The sequence below is a fragment of the Ruminococcus sp. NK3A76 genome (assembly GCF_000686125.1).
Lineage (GTDB): Bacteria > Bacillota > Clostridia > Oscillospirales > Ruminococcaceae > NK3A76.
In genome coordinates, this window is record NZ_JMMA01000002.1 from 1,091,582 (window position 1) to 1,108,946 (window position 17,365).

Here is a 17,365-nt window from a genome sequence, read left to right on the forward strand (position 1 = left end):
TAATAGAAAGGAATGATGCTAAATGTCAAGAGCACTTATAATCGGTGCAGGCGGCGTTGCAGGTGTTGTAATACACAAGTGCTGCCAGAACAGTGAGGTGTTTACCGATATCTGTATCGCAAGCCGTACAAAGGCAAAGTGCGATAAATTCAAGGAGGAGCTCCAGGGCAAGACTAAGACCAATATCACTACTGCACAGGTAAATGCTGATAATGTCCCTGAGCTTGTGGCTCTTATGAAGGAGTATAAGCCTGATATATGCATAAACGTTGCACTCCCGTATCAGGATCTGCATATAATGGACGCTTGCCTGGAATGCAAGGTCGATTACCTTGACACAGCAAACTATGAGCCCGAGGATACAGCTAAGTTTGAATACAGCTGGCAGTGGGCATACCGTGAGAGATTTGAAAAAGCAGGCATCACAGCCGTGCTTGGCTCAGGCTTTGACCCCGGCGTTACAGGCGTGTTCTGCGCTTATGCTCAGAAGCATTATTTCGATGAGATAAACTATATAGATATCCTCGACTGCAACGGCGGCGACCACGGCTACCCGTTTGCTACTAACTTTAACCCCGAGATAAATATCCGCGAGGTTTCCGCTAAGGGCAGCTATATCGAGGACGGCAAGTGGGTAGAGACAGAGCCTATGGAGATAAAGAGAGTATATAACTTCGACCAGGTGGGCGAGAAGGATATGTATCTTCTCCACCACGAGGAGCTTGAATCTCTCGCTCTCAATATCAAGGGCATCAAGAGGATACGCTTCTTCATGACCTTCGGCCAGAGCTATCTTACACACCTTAAGTGCTTAGAGAACGTCGGCATGACATCTATCGAGCCTATCATGTACGAGGGCAAGGAGATAGTTCCGCTCCAGTTCTTAAAGGCTGTTCTGCCTGACCCTGCATCTTTAGGCCCCAGAACAAAGGGCAAGACCAATATCGGCTGTATCTTCCAGGGCAAGAAGGACGGCAAGGACAAGACCTACTATGTATATAACGTCTGCGACCACCAGGAATGCTATAAGGAGGTCGGCTCGCAGGCTATATCCTACACCACAGGCGTTCCTGCAATGATAGGCGCTATGATGGTGCTCACAGGCAAGTGGAAGAAGCCCGGCGTTTATAACGTCGAGGAATTCGATCCCGATCCGTTCATGGAAGCGCTCAATAAGTGGGGCCTGCCCTGGACAGAGAATTTCGATCCCGTGCTCGTAGACTGATGAGAGGAGTTTTATATCATGACTTTATTATTGGATGACGCTATTTTTCAGAATAAGGATAATTTTTTCTATTACATAAACAATAACTTCGGCGACAGAGATGTGTTTGATACCGATGCTTTATTCAACGTTCTTTCCGATGATGACCCGGATATCGAGGTCATTCTGAGCGATTTTGATGATCTCAAAGGCGAGGCAAAGGAGTTTGCAAGTGAGATACTTAAGGTATTATACGATGCAAAGAATGCAAACCCCAACCTTAAGATTATAAATATGAGCGTTAAGAGCATCAACTCAAAAATGGAAGTACCTAACGACTGATGAAAACGGATCTTTATGATAAGGTAAAAACCCCATGCTATGTCATAGATAAGCAGCTGCTTGAAAACAACTTAAAGATTTTAAAAGATGTCAGAGAGCAGAGCGGCTGTAAGATACTCCTTGCGCAGAAGGCTTTCTCGATGTACAGCGTGTATCCGCTTATCATGCAGTATCTTGACGGTACTGCCGCAAGCGGCCTGTATGAAGCCATGCTCGGCCGTGAGGAGGCAGGCGAGGGCGAGGTCCACGTCTACAGCCCGGCGTTCAAGGCTGATGATATGGCAGAGCTTGTCAAGATATGCGACCATATCGTGTTCAACAGCCCTTCGCAGTACAGAATGCATAAGGACACTGTCTTGCTAAGCGGCAGGCATATCTCCTGCGGCCTGAGGGTCAATCCTGAGTACAGCGAATCAGAGCACGAGATATATGACCCCTGCGCCCCCGGTTCAAGGCTCGGCACAGTTGCGGCAAATCTCACGGAAGCTGACCTTGAAGGCATAGAGGGGCTGCATTTCCACTGCCTGTGTGAGCAGGGCGAGGACGTTTTAGAAAGAACGCTTCCGCACTTTGAGGAAAAGTTCGGAAAATATCTTAGCAAGCTCAAATGGGTCAACTTCGGCGGCGGTCACCATATAACTAAAGAGGGCTACGACACAAAGGCTCTAATCGGGCTTATCAAGCGATTTAAGAGCAAGTACGGCGTCGAGGTGTATCTTGAGCCGGGCGAGGCTGTTGCGCTCAATGCAGGCTTTCTTGTCTGCGAGGTGCTCGATACCCTCAAAAACGGCATGGATATCGCAATAGTCGATACCTCCGCTGCCTGCCATATGCCCGATGTGCTTGAAATGCCATACCGCCCGAATATCATCGGCGCCGGCCAGCCGGACGAAAAGAAATACACCTACCGCCTTGGCGGCCCTACCTGCCTTGCAGGGGATATAATAGGTGACTACTCCTTCGATGAGCCGCTTAAGCCCGGCGACAGGCTGGTGTTCTGCGACATGGCTATCTATACGACAGTCAAGAACAACACCTTCAACGGTATGCCGCTCCCGTCTATTTATCTCAGTGATGAAGATGGTATTAGGCTTATAAAGAGCTTCTCATATAAGAATTTTAAATCAAGAATTTGAAAAAAATCAGCCTTTCCCCGGTCAGCTTCGGGGAAAGGCTTTTTTGCATATCCTATGTTTATGATGCATAAAATCAAAAGAGCAGCCACTTAGTTGACCGCTCTTTGTAATACATTTATTTGCTTGCATTCAGTTCTTTGATACAGTGTGCGCATACCATCTTGCCCTTGTATTCTGTAAGGCCGTCAGTTGAGCTGCAAAATACGCAGGCCTGCTGAAACCTTTTAAGAATAATGGCATCGTTGTCTGTAAAGATCTCTACGGAGTCCTTTACGTTGATACCAAGAGTACGCCTCAATTCTATTGGAAGAACTATTCTGCCAAGATTGTCAACATCACGAACTATGCCGGTCGATTTCATAACTATGCTTCTCCTTCCATTGATCGTTATGGCTATTTTGGAACTTTTTCCAATTAAATTATACATAAAACACCACAAAATGTCAAGAGTATATACAATTATTTTACAACTCGATATAAATATATTAAACAGCAGAATATGCAAATTGCAAAACGCGGAATTGAGAAAATGTGTAAAATGTTTTATTGTCACACAAAACCCATTAGAATGGTGATATATATGCAAATGAGGTGGTATATGATGATAGGTAAACTGACGTGCGGAATTATGGTATTTTCTGTGATTTTTTCAGCCTTTTACGGTACCCTTGACAAAGTCTGCGAGAGCGCTCTTGGCAGTTGTGATGACATTTTGCAATTGTCATTGACACTTTGTGCCGTCATGGCGTTCTGGGGAGGAATAATGAATATAGCCCATAAAGCGAAGCTGACAGATAAGATAGCGTATCTTCTCTCGCCGGTGATAAGGCTGCTTTTTCGTGGTGTAGAGCGTGGCAGCAGGGCGTATAATGCGATAAGCATGAATATCACAGCTAACCTCCTTGGCCTCGGAAATGCTGCAACACCGCTCGGAATCGAGGCTGTCAAGGCACTCGATGACAACAGCCGCCACTCACGCAGGAATATCTCTATGCTCGTTGTTATAAACACAGCATCTATCCAGCTTATCCCTGCAACAGTCGCAGCTATACGCCTTTCTCATGGCTCGCAGCACCCCTATGAGATAATCCCGGCGGTGCTGCTTACATCTCTTGTCTCTGTCATGGCAGGCTGTGTCATGACTTGCATTATGTACCCGGGGGAGAAGCGTCATGACAGGTGAGTTATTTGCAGTAGGCGTGATATGCTTTATCTGTATCTATGGCCTTGCTAAGGATAAGGATATCTTCTCCGCCTTCACCGAGGGTGCTAAGGAAAACGCCAAGGCCGCTTTTGATATCTTCCCGGCACTGCTTATGCTGCTCACAGCCGTTTCAATGCTTCGTGCAAGCGGCGCTATCGACTTTCTGGCAGATAAGCTGTCATTAGTCTTTGCAAGCATCGGCTTTCCGGCCGAGTGCCTGCCGCTTGTTATGATAAGGGGCATCTCCGGCAGCGGCGCTCTTGCTGTGCTCGGCGATATCTTAAGCGATGTCTCGCCCGATTCGTTCACAGGCCGTGTGGCAAGCGTTATGATGGGCAGCACCGAGACTACCTTTTATACTATAGCAGTTTATTTCTCAGCAGTAAAGCTCAGATGCACCGGCAAAACTGTTATCCCGGCTGTCACGGCTGATATCTTTGGCTTTATCTTCTCGGTCATATTTGTAAGGCTTTTATTCTGAAAAAAGAAGACTGCCGAACCCGACAGTCTTCCATGTTTTCCTATTATTCGCCCAGAAGGTCTCTGAACGTGTTCTGTGCAAGCTGCACCCTTACAGAATCGGTTATCTTTTCAAATACCTTCCTGTAGCAGCAGCCGTCAGAATTGCCCATAGTGCATACCGACTCGTTCTGCAAGCATTTCGAGAAGCGGTATGTACCCTCTATCGCCTCGATGACTTCGAGCAGGGTAGTCTCCTGCGGCTCCTTGGCAGCGATGTAGCCGCCGTGTGTGCCCTTGAATGACTTCACCAGCCCTGCCGATACGAGCTTTCTGAGTATCTTGAGTGTGAAGCTGGGCGTAACACACGCACGCTTTGATATCTCGCCGGCATCAGTCCTGACATTGCCTGCTTTGCAAAGCACCTGCATTATTCTTACTGCATAGTCGGCTTCAAGTGTCAAATGCATATCATGCTCCTGTTCATTATCAGTCGAGATAATCTCTTACTCTGTTGCTTCTGTTGGGGTGGCGGAGCTTTCTCAGAGCCTTTGCCTCTATCTGTCTTATACGCTCTCTTGTTACCTTGAACTGCTGGCCTACTTCTTCGAGAGTTCTCGATCTGCCGTCCTCTAAGCCGAAGCGCAGTCTGAGCACCTTTGCCTCTCTGTCAGTAAGAGTAGAGAGCACCTGGTTTATCTGCTCCTTAAGAAGTACGAGCGATGCAGCCTCAGCAGGTGCAGGAGCGTCCTCATCAGGGATAAAGTCGCCGAGGTGTGAATCCTCCTCCTCGCCGATAGGTGTTTCAAGTGAAACAGGATCCTGAGCTATCCTCATTATCTCTCTTACTCTCTCAACAGGCATCTCAAGCTCCTCAGCTATCTCCTCAGGTGTAGCATCGTGGCCGTTCTTGTGGAGAAGCTGGCTCGATACCTTCTTTACCTTGGTTATAGTTTCTACCATGTGAACAGGTATTCTGATAGTTCTTGCCTGGTCGGCTATAGCTCTTGTTATAGCCTGTCTTATCCACCATGTAGCATATGTCGAGAACTTGAAGCCCTTTGTGTAGTCAAACTTCTCAACAGCCTTGATAAGACCCATGTTGCCTTCCTGTATAAGGTCAAGGAAGCTCATGCCTCTGCCGACGTATCTCTTAGCTATAGAAACAACGAGCCTGAGGTTAGCCTCTGCAAGTCTCTTTCTTGCAGCAGCGGCCTCTTTTTCGTTGCCGCTCGACATCTTCTCAGCAAGCTGTATCTCCTCCTCAGAGGTAAGAAGCGGAACACGGCCTATCTCCTTAAGGTAGATCTTTACCGGGTCATCAATAGCGATGCCGTCAGTCGAGAGGGATATGTCGTCCATATCAGGCGAGAGCTCCTCCTCGCTGGTGGTAAGAAGATCAAGCGGATCCTCAGGGATAATGTCGTCGATTATCTCGATGTTGTATTCTGTGCAGTTGTCGTAGAATGCGTCCATCTGCTCGACATCGTAATCGACCTTTTCAAAAGCATCGGTTATCTCCTTGGCTGTGAGCTTACCGGTGGTCTTGCCCTTTTCCATAAGGTTTTCCATTACAGTCTTTTTGCTTTCATTCATTAGCTTTAACACTCCGTTCCTTTTTTCAGCCTGTGAAAAGGGGAGAATGACCCCCGTTTGGCAGATGCTGATATATATTGTTATTTATCCTTATATTCCTTTGGTAGAATAAAATGCCTTTAAAAACTCGTCGTCTGAAAGCTCACTTGCTTTCTTTTCCCGCAGCGAGCTGAATTTCTTGTTTATAACAGCCGCATAATCCTCAGCGACCTCGAGCGTTATGCCCATATCGTATCCTGAGCTGAGTATCTCGGTTATTTTACCCATCTCATCGGGAGAAAATTCACCGTTGAAGGCCGACACCGAGAAATCCTCTCCTGAGTTTATCTTGTCAGTCAGGCTTTTGTATATCCTGCGGTTGAGCTCTGTCACAAAACACTCAGGCGGTATCAGCGCCATTATCTCTTTGGTGTCGTCAGGGTTGTTGAACAGGTAATAGATTATTCCCTGCTCAGCTATGACCTCTTTCGGGTAAAGATAAGCATCCGGATTGAGCGGGTCACGGGTCCTGTCGGTAAAAGTCATCAACTCACGGTCGGTCTTTTTCTTCTGCTGCTTGCGCCTTGAATTGATTATTGAGTTTACCTCTCTTGTGATGCTCTCGGTCGAGATGCCTTCTTCTCGTGAGAGCTTGCCGATGTACACCTCACGCTCTGAGGGCGACCTCAGCTGAGATATCACCTGGTAGGCCTTTTTGAGATACTCTACCTTGTCAGTCTCCGTTTCAAGGTCAAGCCCCTGCTTTGCGGTCTGTAACTTGTAATTCACAGCCCCGTCAGCCTTGCCGAGCAGGTTCTTGAATGCCACCGGCCCGAACCTCTGTATGTATTCATCAGGGTCCTTAGCCTTTTCGATTTTTATAACTCTCGGCTTTAGCCCTGCGTCTGTCAGTATTGGTATCGCCCTGTTGGTCGCCTTCTGGCCGGCCTCGTCAGAGTCGTAGCAGATTATCACCGTGTCGGCGTAATTCGAGAGCAGCTTTGCCTGCTCAGGCGTGAGCGCCGTTCCGCAGGAAGCCACAGCATTCTCTATCCCTGCCTGGTTAAGCGATATAACGTCAAGGTTGCCCTCGCAGAGCACTATCTCTCTCGTTTTCACGCTTGCGTCCTTGGCGAAGTTCATGCTGAAAAGAAACCTGTTCTTGTTATACCCCACAGTGTCCTTTGAGTTCAGATACTTGCGCTTGTCATCGCTGCTGAGCGCTCTGCCGCCGAAGCCCACGATGTGCCCTGTCAGGTCAATAAACGGGAAAACTGCCCTGTTCATGAAAAAATCGTATGTCTTCTTGTTCTTCTCGCTCCTAAACAGCAGCGAAGCATCAACAAGCTCCTTTTCGCTGTACCCCTCTGCAAGCATATAGTCCTTAAGTGCTGTGAAGCTGTTTTTTGCATAGCCCATGCCGTATTTCTGTATGGTCTTGCTCGTCAGCCCACGCATTTTAAGATACTGCCTGCACGGCGCACCCTCTGGCGAGCGCAGGTTCTCAAAGAAAAACCTCGCTGCTACCTTGTTTATCTCATACAGCCGCTTTTTTTGCAGCCCCTGAGGCTTTCTCTGCGAGTATTCGTCCTCAGGCATAGTGATGCCGCCCCTCTCGGCAAGCATCTTTATAGCCTCGACATAGTCAAGGTTGTGGTATTTCATTATAAATGTTATCACGTCTCCGCCTGCGCCGCAGCCGAAGCAGTGGAAGTATTCCTTGTCAGTGTGTACATGACAGGAGGGTGTCTTTTCATTGTGGAACGGGCAAAGACACACAAAATCTCTGCCGCTCGATTTCTTCAAAGACACATATGAGCCTATAACATCGGCTATAGGGTTCGCTGTTTTCAGCCTGTCAATAAACTCGGCCGGAAAAGCCATCGTGTATCAGCTCCGTTTTTATATCTATATCTAAGGCAACACCGCACTAATTGAAATACTGCCAGCCCTTCGGCACGAAGATATCCTCAAACACCTGTGTTGCATAAACGTCTGTCATGCCGGCTATGTAATCGCACACAGCCTGGTCGATGCCGAACTGGTAGGCGAGGTTCATGTACAGTGCAGGCAGCTTTTCAATGTGCGCCGAGAAATGCTTGTAAAGCTCGGCTATCATCGCCTGCGCCTTTGTTTCCTCCGATTTGCACTTGGGGTTTGTGTATACACTGTCAAACATAAACCTGTGCAGCGTCTCAAAGGCCTTGCTTATCTCATCATCTTTAATGGATATAGTCTCAGCGCCGCCGTCTATAACAGCGCTTACGAGATTTGTTATCCTCTCGCTCTTTGAATGTCCTAAAACATCAGTGATGCTTTTTGGTATGTCAGCCTCGGTGATTATGTTTCCTCTCACCGAGTCGTCAATGTCGTGGTTGATGTAGGCTATCACATCAGCTATCCTGACTATGCAGCCCTCTCTTGTAAGTGCAGTCTGGTTGGTGTGCTTAAGTATGCCGTCTCTTACCTCATATGTAAGGTCAAGCCCCTTGCCGTCCTTCTCGATAAAGTCAACCACCCTTAAGCTCTGCTCGTAGTGGTGGAACCCGCCGGGGGAGAGCTCGTTTAGTATCCTTTCTCCTGCGTGCCCGAAAGGCGTGTGCCCGAGGTCGTGCCCTAAAGCTATAGCTTCCGTCAGGTCTTCATTGAGCCTCAGCGCCCGGGATATTGTCCTTGCTATCTGCGCCACTTCAAGCGTGTGGGTAAGCCTTGTGCGGTAATGGTCGCCGGCAGGGCTTAAGAACACCTGCGTCTTGTGCTTCAGCCGCCTGAAAGAATTGCAGTGTATTATCCTGTCACGGTCACGCTGGAATTCTGTCCTGAGCTTACACTTTTCGTCAGACCTTTTCCTGCCCTGTGTGTCCTTGGAGAAAAAAGCATACTCGCAAAACAGCAGCTCTTCATTCTTCTCGGTTATCTCTCTCGGAAGCATAGCATCACCCTTTTGTATTTTGTCTGTACTATAATATACAATACAGCTTCAAAAAAGCCTTTTTTTATACGAAAAAAATATCCTGTCAGGCAAAATCTTCCCACAGCCCGTCAGTTTCGTCAATAACTATCCTGCCGTTTGTAAGCTCTGTCAGTTCCTTTTTCAGCTCATCACACTGCTCGGCCTTTACAAAGAAGCTGAGCTTGACATTCTCCTCAAACAGCTCGTCTTTCATCTTAACGCCGAATTTCGGCAGCAGGAAAGAGAGCTTTGAATACATATTGTAGTCAGTCACAGCCTCAATGAGCGAGCATTCGCAGAATTCCTGCCGCTGTGCCGAGTCAACTGCTATCTTGCAGGCATGAGAGTAAGCCCTCACAAGGCCGTTTGCACCGAGCAGCACGCCGCCAAAGTACCTCGTCACGACAACGCATACATCGACAAGGCCTTCCTTGTTAAGCACATCGAGCACCGGCACGCCGCCCGTGCCCTGCGGCTCTCCGTCGTCCGAGTAGCGTGAGAGGTTAGATGCCCTCAGCCTGTAGGCGTAAACATTGTGCCTTGCCTTTCTGTTCTTTGCCTTTATGGCATTGATGAAGGCCACAGCCTCCTCCTCGCTCTCGACGTGGCAGATATATCCTATGAATTCTGACTTTTTCTCGGTAAAGCTGTCAGATGAATGTCCGCTGACGGTCAGGTATCCCATATCTATACTCCTAATAGTCTCGTTTAGATAAAAATAAAGGGCGGAATAACCGCCCTCTTTGCCGAAATTGATATCAGTCCAGCTTAAATCTCTTCTTGAACTTGTCTACACGGCCGCCCACGTCGTTGAGCTTCTGCTTACCTGTAAAGTAAGGGTGGCACTTGGAGCAAACCTCGACCTTGATATCCTTCTTTGTTGAACGAGTCCTGATAACATTACCGCAAGAGCAAGTAATAGTTGTCTCCTCGTATACAGGATGTATACCTTCTCTCATCTTGAAACGTCCTCCTTTCTGAAATTGGCTTATGACTCATAGAAGCCCATCATCCTAACTTCAGACAGTAGTTCTATGTAGTATTCTTAATTGTATGATTTATCATACCCAAATATTATATCAGATTTGCCCTTATTTGTCAATACCTTTTTGCAAATTTACGCAGGAATTTGTGATTTGTACAATTTAAAAAGTTACAGTTTGGTGAAAATCATTAAAATTACAAAAAAACTGATGACAAATCTATAAATATATGATATAATATGCTTTGGAAGTGAATAAGCTAATATGTGTTTTTGCGGAGGTGAATGAATGACATATAAAAGAATATTGCTCAAAGGTGCAGCGCTGATGCTCTCGGCTTCTATGCTTGCGGCCACAGGCTGTGACAGCTCAGACAGCAGCGGCAGCTCGGACAGTGAGCCTAAGGTCTATTCCGAGTGCGAAAAGGCTCAGAAGGCGGTCGATAAATTCGGTGCCGGCTGGAATCTCGGCAATACCCTTGATGCCACAGGCGGCAGCCGTGACGATGTCTTTTCCTGTGAGACCTCGTGGGGCAACCCGGAGACGACCCAGGAGATGATAACGCTTGTCAAGGAGTCGGGCTTCAACGCAGTCAGGGTGCCTGTCACCTGGAACAACCATATCGACGAGGACGGCACAGTCGATAAGGAATGGATGGACAGGGTGCAGGAGATAGTCGATTATGTTGTTTCGGAAGACCTTTACTGTATCATAAACGTTCATCACGACGGCGGCGAGAACGGCTGGGTAAAGGCTACCAACGAGAGCTATGAAAAGTATGGCGACCGTTTCGGAAAGATATGGGAGCAGGTGGCTGAACGCTTTGCTGACTACGACGAGAAGCTGCTCTTTGAATCTATCAATGAGATACTTGATAAGAGCAATAACTGGAACGGCGGCGGAAGAGGCGAGTCGGTCGAGGCGCTTGCCAAGTATAATCAGAAATTCGTCGATACCGTCAGGGCAGGCGAGGGCTATAACAAGACAAGAAACCTTGTTATCATGACCTATGCCGGCAGCTACGGCAAGATAAAGAACCTTGAGCTCCCGAAGGATACCGCTGACGGCCATATGCTCCTTGAGGTGCATGACTACGACCCGCAGGGCTTCTGCTGGAAGAATGCCTCGTGGACTAATATGACTGATGAGTGGGGCTCTGATGAGGATAAGCAGGCGATAGACGCTTCTATGAAGCAGATAGCAGACGATGCTAAGGAAAAGGGTCTGCCTGTCATCATAGGTGAGTACGGCTCGCAGGATAAGGGCGGCAATGAGGACGCAAGAGCGTTACACGCAGGGTATTTTACAAAGGCCGCCAAGGACAACGGCATCAAGTGTTTCTGGTGGGACTGTGAAGCATTTGCGATAATCGACAGGACGATGCTTGAACAGAAATGCCCCAAGATAGTCGAAGCTATCATCGAGGCAGTAAAGTAAGGATTATATCAGGCGACTGATAGGATATATTTAACAAAATTGGAGGAATCAATAATGTTATTGAAAAGATCACTGACAGCTTTAGGCGCAGCAGCTATCCTTGCTGCAACAACGGTAATGCCTGCATTTGCAGACGAAGAGCTCCCTGTTCCCAAGGCAGATGAAAACGGCGTTTACTGCCAGGCAGGTATCATCTGGCAGATAAGAGACCAGTGGGATCACAAGACCGAGATTGACCGTGAGCCTACCGACGAGAAGGAGACCGTAACTCTTGACGGTACCTACAAGAATGTTAACATCACAGGTAACGGCGAGTACACTGTTGAGATGAGTGGTTATCACGTTGAAGATGACTGGATCGAAGCTGGTATCCAGGTAGGTTATCTCGGCGTTGAGCTCAACCTTGACTTTGATACATACTCTGATGTTGAGGAGCACAAGGGTGTTCTCTTCGAGATAAAGAAGGCTACTATCGACGGCGTTGAGTACACATTCACAAACGAGAAGAACGAAGAGGGCGAATATCCTCAGGTATTAGAAGACCCCGAGAACACAACAGACGGTCAGAAGGTAATCAAAGTAAAGAACAGCTGGGGCTGGACTGAGCCGCCCGCTCACATCACACCTGCAATGACAAATGATGCATGGACAACTACCGATCCTATCACCATTACATTCGAGGTAACAGGTCTTCCTACCGATAAGATAGAGGGCTATGAGAACGAGTTCTATGAGCAGGTTTACGGCAACGGCACAATAGATGCTGCCGGCGGCGATGACGCATCAAGCGAAGAAGAGGCTTCCTCCGTTGAGGAGAGCAAGGCTGATGAGTCTGTTGCAGAGTCTAAGGCTGCTGATTCTTCCAAGGCTGACGCTTCATCTACAGCTTCATCTTCTTCTGACAGCAGCTCCAAGTCTGACAGCAAGGACAGCAACATAGGCCTTATCGCAGGTATTGCCGGCGGCGCTGTACTGGTAATAATCATAATCGCTGTTATAGTTAAGAAAAAGTCCTGATAATTCAAGACAATGAATAACAAAAGCCCGGGCATCTGTCCGGGCTTTATCTTTTGTGAGGATATAAACAAAGCCCGGAACAGACTTCCGGGCTTTTTGTGTATATCACATCTTTTCAGGAACAGTGACCTTCAGCATAGTGAGAATGTTGAATATCAGCTGCTTTACAGCAAGACAAAGTGTCAGCCTTGCCTGCATTATCTCGCTGCTCTCGCCGATTATGCGGCAGTTGTTGTAGAACTTGTGGTAAAGTGTCGCAAGCTCTATGACATAGCGTGTCATTCTTGCCGGGTCGTAGTTTTTAGCAGCATCGTTTACCGCATCGGGAAGAGTTGCTATAAACTTTATAAGCTCCTGCTCGTCAGATGTGCTGAGTACGGAAAGGTCAGCGTTGCTGCCTATCTCAATGCCTTCTTCCTTTGCCTTTGCAAGGATAGAGCATATCCTTGCGTGAGCATACTGAACGTAGTAAACAGGGTTCTGTGAGCTCTCTGATGCTGCAAGGTCAAGGTCAAAATCAAAGTGTGAGTTTGCCTCTCTTAAGTTGAAGAAAAATCTTGCTGCATCTATCGGCACCTCGTCAAGCAGCGTTGCAAGTGTTATAGCCTTGCCGGAACGCTTTGAGAGCTTGTAAACCTCGCCGTCACGCACAAGCCTTACCATCTGCATGATGACAACATCGAGCCTGTTCTCGTCAACGCCGAGCGCTTTGAGGGCAGCCTTCATTCTCGGAACATAGCCGTGGTGGTCAGCACCGAGCACGTCTATAGCCTTGTCAAAGCCTCTTGTCACGAGCTTGTTATAGTGGTATGCGATGTCGGGAACAAAGTATGTAGGCACGCCGTTTGCACGCACGAGCACTCTGTCCTTCTCGTCGCCCAGCTCAGACGACTTGAACCATAATGCCCCTTCGAGCTCGTAGGTGTAGCCGCTTTCCTTGAGCTTTTCAACTATTTCCTTTACAGCGCCGCTTTTGTGCAGCGAGCTCTCTGTGAACCACTTGTCGTAGTTTATCCTGTACTTGCTAAGGTCGTCATGGAGCGTCTGTATGTTCTTGGGAAGCGCAAAATCGCACAGCGCCTGCCTTCTCTCCTCGCTGTCAGCATTGACATACTTGTCGCCGTATACCTCGTTGAAAGCCTTTGCGTGCTCAACAATGTCCTGACCCTGATAAGCGTCCTCAGGAAGCTCAGTCTCGGGCTTGTATATCTGTAAGTATCTCACTTCAAGAGATGTCTTGAATTTCTCTATCTGGTTGCCTGCGTCGTTGACGTAGAACTCTCTTGCAACATTGTAGCCTGCCTTTTCAAGTACAGCCGACAGACAGTCGCCTATAGCGCCGCCTCTTGCGTTGCCTATGTGCATAGGCCCTGTGGGGTTTGCAGAAACGAACTCAACGAGCACGCTCTTGCCCTTGCCAAGCTCTGTGCTGCCGTAGTTCTCCTTCTCATCAAGCACAGCCTTTACGACCTCGCCGTACCAGCTGCTCGCAAAGAAGAAGTTTATAAATCCAGCCCCTGCTACCTCGCACTTTTCAAAGTATGTCTCGCCTAAGTCTATCTTAGCGACTATCTCCTCTGCTATCTTTCTCGGAGCGCTTCTGAAAGCCTTTGCGCATACCATTGCAGCGTTTGTCGAAACGTCGCCGTTTTTAGGGTCAGCCGGCCTTTCAACATTGAATGGGTTTATCGGCTCAGCCGGGAATATCCCGTCACGGATGCATACTCCGAGGGCATTCATAACAAGCTCTCTTACCTGCCCGAATGCGTCCTGAATAAGATTTGCCATACTTTTATCTTCCTTTCTTTTGTCAGGCTGTTGGTGTCACGTTTACAAATATCCTGAAATCACCGACAAAGCTCGAATTGATGTCTATTACATACGAAAAATCGAGCTGGCCGCCCTTTGAGTCGAGCTCCTTCTTTATGGTCTTGGTGTTCACACCCACCATAAAGTCGCCGTAAGGCGTGCCGTACTGGCAGTGATGCTTGATGCCAAGCTCTGCGATAAGAGTTGACTGCGTAGCGCCTGTGCGCTCCATAGCTATCTTCGTGCCGCTGTCAAACGCCCTTTATCTTGGTGGTCGAGCCGGCATAGCCCGTAGCCTCTGTCTCGTCGTATTCTATTATATAGCCGTCCTTTTCACGGCCGTATTTTCCTCTTGTGATAAGCTCGGTAGACTCGCTTTCCTCGCCGTCGTTCTGAGTGCTTATCAGCTTTATCAAAGCATCCTTCACAATACTGTCCTTTCACGTTTTAAGTATACATTTTGCGATCTGTGCATTGTTGTCCTTGCCTAAGAATGTCGCCGCTGTCTCGGTGAAAAGCTCGACACTGTCTGTGCAGTAGAGCTTTCTTTGCCCCTCTGTCTGCCTGTCGCTGAGAGCATTATCACGGGTCAGCGCATCTACAGCGAACCTTGCAAGCTCAGCGCCAGAGGATATCAGCTTTACATCACTGCCCATAGTGTCCTGTATGATGTCATGCAGGTGAGGGAAGTGCGTGCAGCCGAGTATCAGCGTATCGACTTCGTTTTTCTTCATTATTTCAAGGTATTCCTCAGCTATCAGCTTTGTTACCTTGCAGTCTCTGTCAGTGTAGCCGTTCTCGACGAGCGGTACGAACATAGGGCAGGCCTTTGATGTTACCTCTATCCCGGGGTCTATCGCCTTAATGGCGTTTGCAAAGCTCTGGCTCTTGACAGTAGCACTTGTGCCTAAAACGCCTATGCGCTTGTTCCTTGTAGCCTTGCAGGCAGCCTCGGCAGTCGGTAAAACAACGCCGCTGTAGCTGACAGTCACGTTTTCAAATATCGGCTCGTGCATCATGGCAGAGGATATCGTGCCGCAGGCAACGAGAAGCATCTTTACATCATGCCCGAGCAGAAAGTTTATATCCTGCTTGGCGTATGTGGCTATAGTCGTGCTGCTCTTTGTGCCGTAGGGAACTCTTGCTGTGTCGCCGAGATAAACTATATTCTCGTGCGGCAGCAGCTTTACAAGCTCCTTTACAGTCGTAAGACCGCCGACACCCGAATCGAACACGCCGATAGGATCATTATTCATAGTCAACGTCAGCCCTTTCAAAAGCGTATCTTATGAGCTTTTCCTCCTGCTGCTGCGGAGAAAGCCCTGCATTCTCCATGAGCTTGGGATACATACTGATAGGTGTGTGCCCCGGGAGAGTGTTTATCTCGTTGAGCACAGGCTCATCGCCCTTGCACAGGAAGAAATCCACCCTTGCAAGACCCGAGCAGCCCATAGCCCTGTATGCCTTTATAGCTGTTTCTCTTATCTTTTCGATAGCCTCGTCGCTTATCCTTGCCGGGATAACCGTCTTTGAAGCCTCGTTGTTGTATTTAGCCTCAAAGTCGTAGATGTCCTCATTTGCAGAGCATATCTCGCCGACAGTCGATGCAAACGGCTCGTTGTTGCCCATTACAGCGCATTCGCATTCAAGGCCTGCGATGCCCTGCTCAACTATCACCTTCGAGTCGTGAGCAAATGCGAGCTTGATGCCTGTCTTTAACTGCTCAAGGTCGCAGGCTCTTGAAACGCCCAGCGACGAGCCGCAGTTTGCAGGCTTTACGAACATCGGGTATGAGAGCTTGCTCTCCATCTCAGCGCATCTTTCATCGAGCTTGTCGAGCTCGCAGTCAAGTATCGGCACATAGGGTGCTGTCTTTATCCCATGGGAATCGAGCACGATATGTGTCAGCTCCTTGTCCATGCAGTTAGCCGAGGATATGTGGTCGCACCCTACAAAGGGTATCTGTGCCAGCTCAAAAAGCCCCTGCACAGTTCCGTCCTCACCGTTCTTGCCGTGAAGCATCGGGAATATGCAGTCAACCTTTATGTTCTGATAGCCGCCGTCCTCATCAAGAGCGATAAAGCCCTTGTGCATCGGGTCAGGGGAGAGTATGCACCTTACGTTGTCGGGGTGCTTTACCCACTCGCCGTTCCTTATATTCTCTGTGCTGCCGATATATTTATACCAGCTGCCCTTCTTTGTGATGCCGATGCAGTAAACATCGAATTTATCCTTTGGTATGCTGTCGATAACATGAGCTGCCGAAACAAGCGAAACATCATGCTCGTTTGATCTTCCTCCGAAGATAACAGCGACTTTTAGCTTTGCCATTATTATCACCCTTCCGTACCGATTTTATCATTGACCGGTACAACATATTATTATAACATATTTTATAAAGAATTGCAATTACAATTTTTCATCTTAATTGCGTGAATTTAGTGTATTTTCACCAATTCAGTCATTAAAGCGGCTGCACACTTCTTCAAAACTGAGGCTGCCCCCGAAGATATCGAGTGCCGAGCCTATCGTGTAGTCTGATCTTGACTGTGATATGTCACGCAGCTTCTGAATATCCTCAAAGGAATGTATACCGCCTGCATATGTCACGGGTATCTCGCTAAACGCCCCTATCAGCCCTGCTACATAGTCCTCTATGCCGCTTGCCTTGCCCTCGACGTCTACAGCGTGGATAAGGAATTCATCGCACCACTCGGAGAGCTCCTTCATCGTTTCAAGGGTAAGCTCCGTGTCGGTGAACTTCTGCCACCTGTCAGTCACGATGAAATATCTGCCGTCTTTTTTCCTGCATGAAAGGTCAAGCACCAGCCTCTGCCTGCCTACGGCTTTGTTTATCTTCCCGAGATTGTCGTAATTGATGATACCGCCCTTGAAGACAAAGCTCGTGACGATGACGTGGCTTGCCCCCTTGTCAAGGAACCTGCCGGCATTGCCGTCGTTTATCCCGCCGCCGATCTGCAGGCCGCCGGGGTATTCTTTTAAAGCATCGTATGCCGTTTCAAGGTCTGCACCATAGTATTCCGAGCCCTCGGGGTTGAGGATTATTATGTGGCCGCCTTTAAGCCCGTGCTCCTTGTAAAGGGCTGCGTAATATCCGCCGCCTTTTTGTGATACGAAATTATCCTCAGCCTTGTTTCCGGCATCACTCAGCGACGAGCCGACTATCTGCTTTACGCTTCCGTTGTGTATGTCTATGCATGGTCTGAATCTCATTTTAAACCTCTC

At 48.2% G+C, this 17,365-nt stretch carries 20 protein-coding genes; 7 read left to right on the plus strand and 13 right to left on the minus strand.

The window, feature by feature from the left end; translation table 11 throughout:
* Positions 1-22 precede the first annotated feature (22 nt).
* The 3 genes from CD05_RS0105110 to nspC are packed head-to-tail and all read left to right on the plus strand — an operon-like array spanning position 23 to position 2,682.
* On the plus strand, positions 23-1,225 hold the full coding sequence (locus CD05_RS0105110) for a saccharopine dehydrogenase family protein (RefSeq protein WP_028509582.1): 1,203 nt from the start codon (positions 23-25) through the stop codon (positions 1,223-1,225).
* A gap of 18 nt (positions 1,226-1,243) precedes the next feature.
* On the plus strand, positions 1,244-1,546 hold the full coding sequence (locus tag CD05_RS0105115) for a barstar family protein (protein WP_028509583.1): 303 nt from the start codon (positions 1,244-1,246) through the stop codon (positions 1,544-1,546).
* A complete protein-coding gene (gene nspC / locus CD05_RS0105120; protein WP_028509584.1) occupies positions 1,546-2,682 on the plus strand; it encodes a carboxynorspermidine decarboxylase in 1,137 nt (378 codons plus the stop codon). The genes CD05_RS0105115 and nspC overlap by 1 nt, the downstream gene beginning before the upstream one ends.
* A 115-nt stretch (positions 2,683-2,797) precedes the next feature.
* Here the strand turns inward: nspC and CD05_RS0105125 are convergent, their stop codons facing one another.
* The gene (locus CD05_RS0105125) at positions 2,798-3,043 is read right to left on the minus strand and encodes an AbrB/MazE/SpoVT family DNA-binding domain-containing protein (protein ID WP_028509585.1); all 246 of its coding nucleotides are present in this window, start codon (positions 3,041-3,043) and stop codon (positions 2,798-2,800) included.
* Positions 3,044-3,424: 381 nt separating this feature from the next.
* Between CD05_RS0105125 and CD05_RS17580 the strand changes: the two genes are divergently transcribed.
* Both CD05_RS17580 and CD05_RS0105135 read left to right on the plus strand, forming a co-directional pair.
* Entirely contained in the window at positions 3,425-3,865 is a 441-nt protein-coding gene (locus tag CD05_RS17580; RefSeq protein WP_347495381.1) for a nucleoside recognition domain-containing protein, read from the plus strand.
* Positions 3,855-4,367 carry a nucleoside recognition domain-containing protein gene (locus CD05_RS0105135; RefSeq protein ID WP_028509586.1) on the plus strand — a complete coding sequence of 171 codons (513 nt, stop codon included), beginning with the start codon at positions 3,855-3,857 and terminating at the stop codon, positions 4,365-4,367. The genes CD05_RS17580 and CD05_RS0105135 overlap by 11 nt, the downstream gene beginning before the upstream one ends.
* A 43-nt stretch (positions 4,368-4,410) precedes the next feature.
* Here the strand turns inward: CD05_RS0105135 and CD05_RS0105140 are convergent, their stop codons facing one another.
* The 6 genes from CD05_RS0105140 to rpmE form a co-directional block, all read right to left on the minus strand.
* Positions 4,411-4,815, minus strand: a complete 405-nt coding sequence (locus CD05_RS0105140) for an Rrf2 family transcriptional regulator (RefSeq protein WP_028509587.1) — start codon at positions 4,813-4,815, stop codon at positions 4,411-4,413.
* A gap of 19 nt (positions 4,816-4,834) precedes the next feature.
* A complete protein-coding gene (gene rpoD / locus CD05_RS0105145) occupies positions 4,835-5,941 on the minus strand; it encodes an RNA polymerase sigma factor RpoD (RefSeq protein ID WP_028509588.1) in 1,107 nt (368 codons plus the stop codon).
* 90 nt (positions 5,942-6,031) lie between these two features.
* Complete coding sequence (gene dnaG / locus CD05_RS0105150) at positions 6,032-7,804, minus strand: DNA primase (RefSeq protein WP_028509589.1); 1,773 nt, start codon at positions 7,802-7,804, stop codon at positions 6,032-6,034.
* Positions 7,805-7,850: 46 nt separating this feature from the next.
* Positions 7,851-8,852, minus strand: coding sequence for a deoxyguanosinetriphosphate triphosphohydrolase (locus CD05_RS0105155; RefSeq protein ID WP_028509590.1), 1,002 nt, complete (start codon positions 8,850-8,852; stop codon positions 7,851-7,853).
* A gap of 85 nt (positions 8,853-8,937) precedes the next feature.
* Positions 8,938-9,558, minus strand: a complete 621-nt coding sequence (locus tag CD05_RS0105160; protein ID WP_028509591.1) for a YigZ family protein — start codon at positions 9,556-9,558, stop codon at positions 8,938-8,940.
* A 73-nt stretch (positions 9,559-9,631) separates the two neighbouring features.
* Entirely contained in the window at positions 9,632-9,832 is a 201-nt protein-coding gene (gene rpmE / locus CD05_RS0105165; protein WP_028509592.1) for a 50S ribosomal protein L31, read from the minus strand.
* 312 nt (positions 9,833-10,144) lie between these two features.
* Between rpmE and CD05_RS17585 the strand changes: the two genes are divergently transcribed.
* Together CD05_RS17585 and CD05_RS0105175 are read left to right on the plus strand one after the other, a co-directional pair.
* Positions 10,145-11,293 carry a glycoside hydrolase family 5 protein gene (locus CD05_RS17585; protein WP_051588841.1) on the plus strand — a complete coding sequence of 383 codons (1,149 nt, stop codon included), beginning with the start codon at positions 10,145-10,147 and terminating at the stop codon, positions 11,291-11,293.
* A gap of 54 nt (positions 11,294-11,347) precedes the next feature.
* Positions 11,348-12,310, plus strand: a complete 963-nt coding sequence (locus tag CD05_RS0105175) for a hypothetical protein (RefSeq protein WP_028509593.1) — start codon at positions 11,348-11,350, stop codon at positions 12,308-12,310.
* A 105-nt stretch (positions 12,311-12,415) separates the two neighbouring features.
* Here the strand turns inward: CD05_RS0105175 and argS are convergent, their stop codons facing one another.
* The 6 genes from argS to hisA all read right to left on the minus strand — a co-directional run bounded on the left by argS (position 12,416) and on the right by hisA (position 17,353).
* Positions 12,416-14,098 carry an arginine--tRNA ligase gene (argS, locus tag CD05_RS0105180; protein ID WP_028509594.1) on the minus strand — a complete coding sequence of 561 codons (1,683 nt, stop codon included), beginning with the start codon at positions 14,096-14,098 and terminating at the stop codon, positions 12,416-12,418.
* A 22-nt stretch (positions 14,099-14,120) separates the two neighbouring features.
* The gene (locus CD05_RS21295; RefSeq protein WP_051588842.1) at positions 14,121-14,351 is read right to left on the minus strand and encodes a DUF1934 domain-containing protein; all 231 of its coding nucleotides are present in this window, start codon (positions 14,349-14,351) and stop codon (positions 14,121-14,123) included.
* 19 nt (positions 14,352-14,370) lie between these two features.
* A complete protein-coding gene (locus CD05_RS21300) occupies positions 14,371-14,535 on the minus strand; it encodes a DUF1934 domain-containing protein (protein ID WP_198021572.1) in 165 nt (54 codons plus the stop codon).
* 24 nt (positions 14,536-14,559) lie between these two features.
* Positions 14,560-15,375 carry a glutamate racemase gene (gene murI, locus CD05_RS0105190; RefSeq protein ID WP_028509595.1) on the minus strand — a complete coding sequence of 272 codons (816 nt, stop codon included), beginning with the start codon at positions 15,373-15,375 and terminating at the stop codon, positions 14,560-14,562.
* The gene (locus CD05_RS0105195) at positions 15,368-16,450 is read right to left on the minus strand and encodes a D-alanine--D-alanine ligase family protein (protein WP_028509596.1); all 1,083 of its coding nucleotides are present in this window, start codon (positions 16,448-16,450) and stop codon (positions 15,368-15,370) included. Before CD05_RS0105195 ends, murI begins: the two co-directional genes overlap by 8 nt.
* Before the next feature lie 126 nt (positions 16,451-16,576).
* Positions 16,577-17,353: a phosphoribosylformimino-5-aminoimidazole carboxamide ribotide isomerase gene (hisA, locus tag CD05_RS0105200; RefSeq protein ID WP_028509597.1), complete on the minus strand. Its 777-nt coding sequence runs from the start codon at positions 17,351-17,353 to the stop codon at positions 16,577-16,579.
* Positions 17,354-17,365 lie beyond the last annotated feature (12 nt).

Coding starts and splice junctions, on each gene's coding strand:
- CD05_RS0105110 (WP_028509582.1), top strand. CDS start 23: ATGTCAAGAGCACTTATAATCGGTGCAGGCGGCGTTGCAGGTGTTGTA.
- CD05_RS0105115 (WP_028509583.1), top strand. CDS start 1,244: ATGACTTTATTATTGGATGACGCTATTTTTCAGAATAAGGATAATTTT.
- nspC (WP_028509584.1), top strand. CDS start 1,546: ATGAAAACGGATCTTTATGATAAGGTAAAAACCCCATGCTATGTCATA.
- CD05_RS0105125 (WP_028509585.1), bottom strand. CDS start 3,043: ATGAAATCGACCGGCATAGTTCGTGATGTTGACAATCTTGGCAGAATA.
- CD05_RS17580 (WP_347495381.1), top strand. CDS start 3,425: ATGGCGTTCTGGGGAGGAATAATGAATATAGCCCATAAAGCGAAGCTG.
- CD05_RS0105135 (WP_028509586.1), top strand. CDS start 3,855: ATGACAGGTGAGTTATTTGCAGTAGGCGTGATATGCTTTATCTGTATC.
- CD05_RS0105140 (WP_028509587.1), bottom strand. CDS start 4,815: ATGCATTTGACACTTGAAGCCGACTATGCAGTAAGAATAATGCAGGTG.
- rpoD (WP_028509588.1), bottom strand. CDS start 5,941: ATGAATGAAAGCAAAAAGACTGTAATGGAAAACCTTATGGAAAAGGGC.
- dnaG (WP_028509589.1), bottom strand. CDS start 7,804: ATGGCTTTTCCGGCCGAGTTTATTGACAGGCTGAAAACAGCGAACCCT.
- CD05_RS0105155 (WP_028509590.1), bottom strand. CDS start 8,852: ATGCTTCCGAGAGAGATAACCGAGAAGAATGAAGAGCTGCTGTTTTGC.
- CD05_RS0105160 (WP_028509591.1), bottom strand. CDS start 9,558: ATGGGATACCTGACCGTCAGCGGACATTCATCTGACAGCTTTACCGAG.
- rpmE (WP_028509592.1), bottom strand. CDS start 9,832: ATGAGAGAAGGTATACATCCTGTATACGAGGAGACAACTATTACTTGC.
- CD05_RS17585 (WP_051588841.1), top strand. CDS start 10,145: ATGACATATAAAAGAATATTGCTCAAAGGTGCAGCGCTGATGCTCTCG.
- CD05_RS0105175 (WP_028509593.1), top strand. CDS start 11,348: ATGTTATTGAAAAGATCACTGACAGCTTTAGGCGCAGCAGCTATCCTT.
- argS (WP_028509594.1), bottom strand. CDS start 14,098: ATGGCAAATCTTATTCAGGACGCATTCGGGCAGGTAAGAGAGCTTGTT.
- CD05_RS21295 (WP_051588842.1), bottom strand. CDS start 14,351: ATGGAGCGCACAGGCGCTACGCAGTCAACTCTTATCGCAGAGCTTGGC.
- murI (WP_028509595.1), bottom strand. CDS start 15,375: ATGAATAATGATCCTATCGGCGTGTTCGATTCGGGTGTCGGCGGTCTT.
- CD05_RS0105195 (WP_028509596.1), bottom strand. CDS start 16,450: ATGGCAAAGCTAAAAGTCGCTGTTATCTTCGGAGGAAGATCAAACGAG.
- hisA (WP_028509597.1), bottom strand. CDS start 17,353: ATGAGATTCAGACCATGCATAGACATACACAACGGAAGCGTAAAGCAG.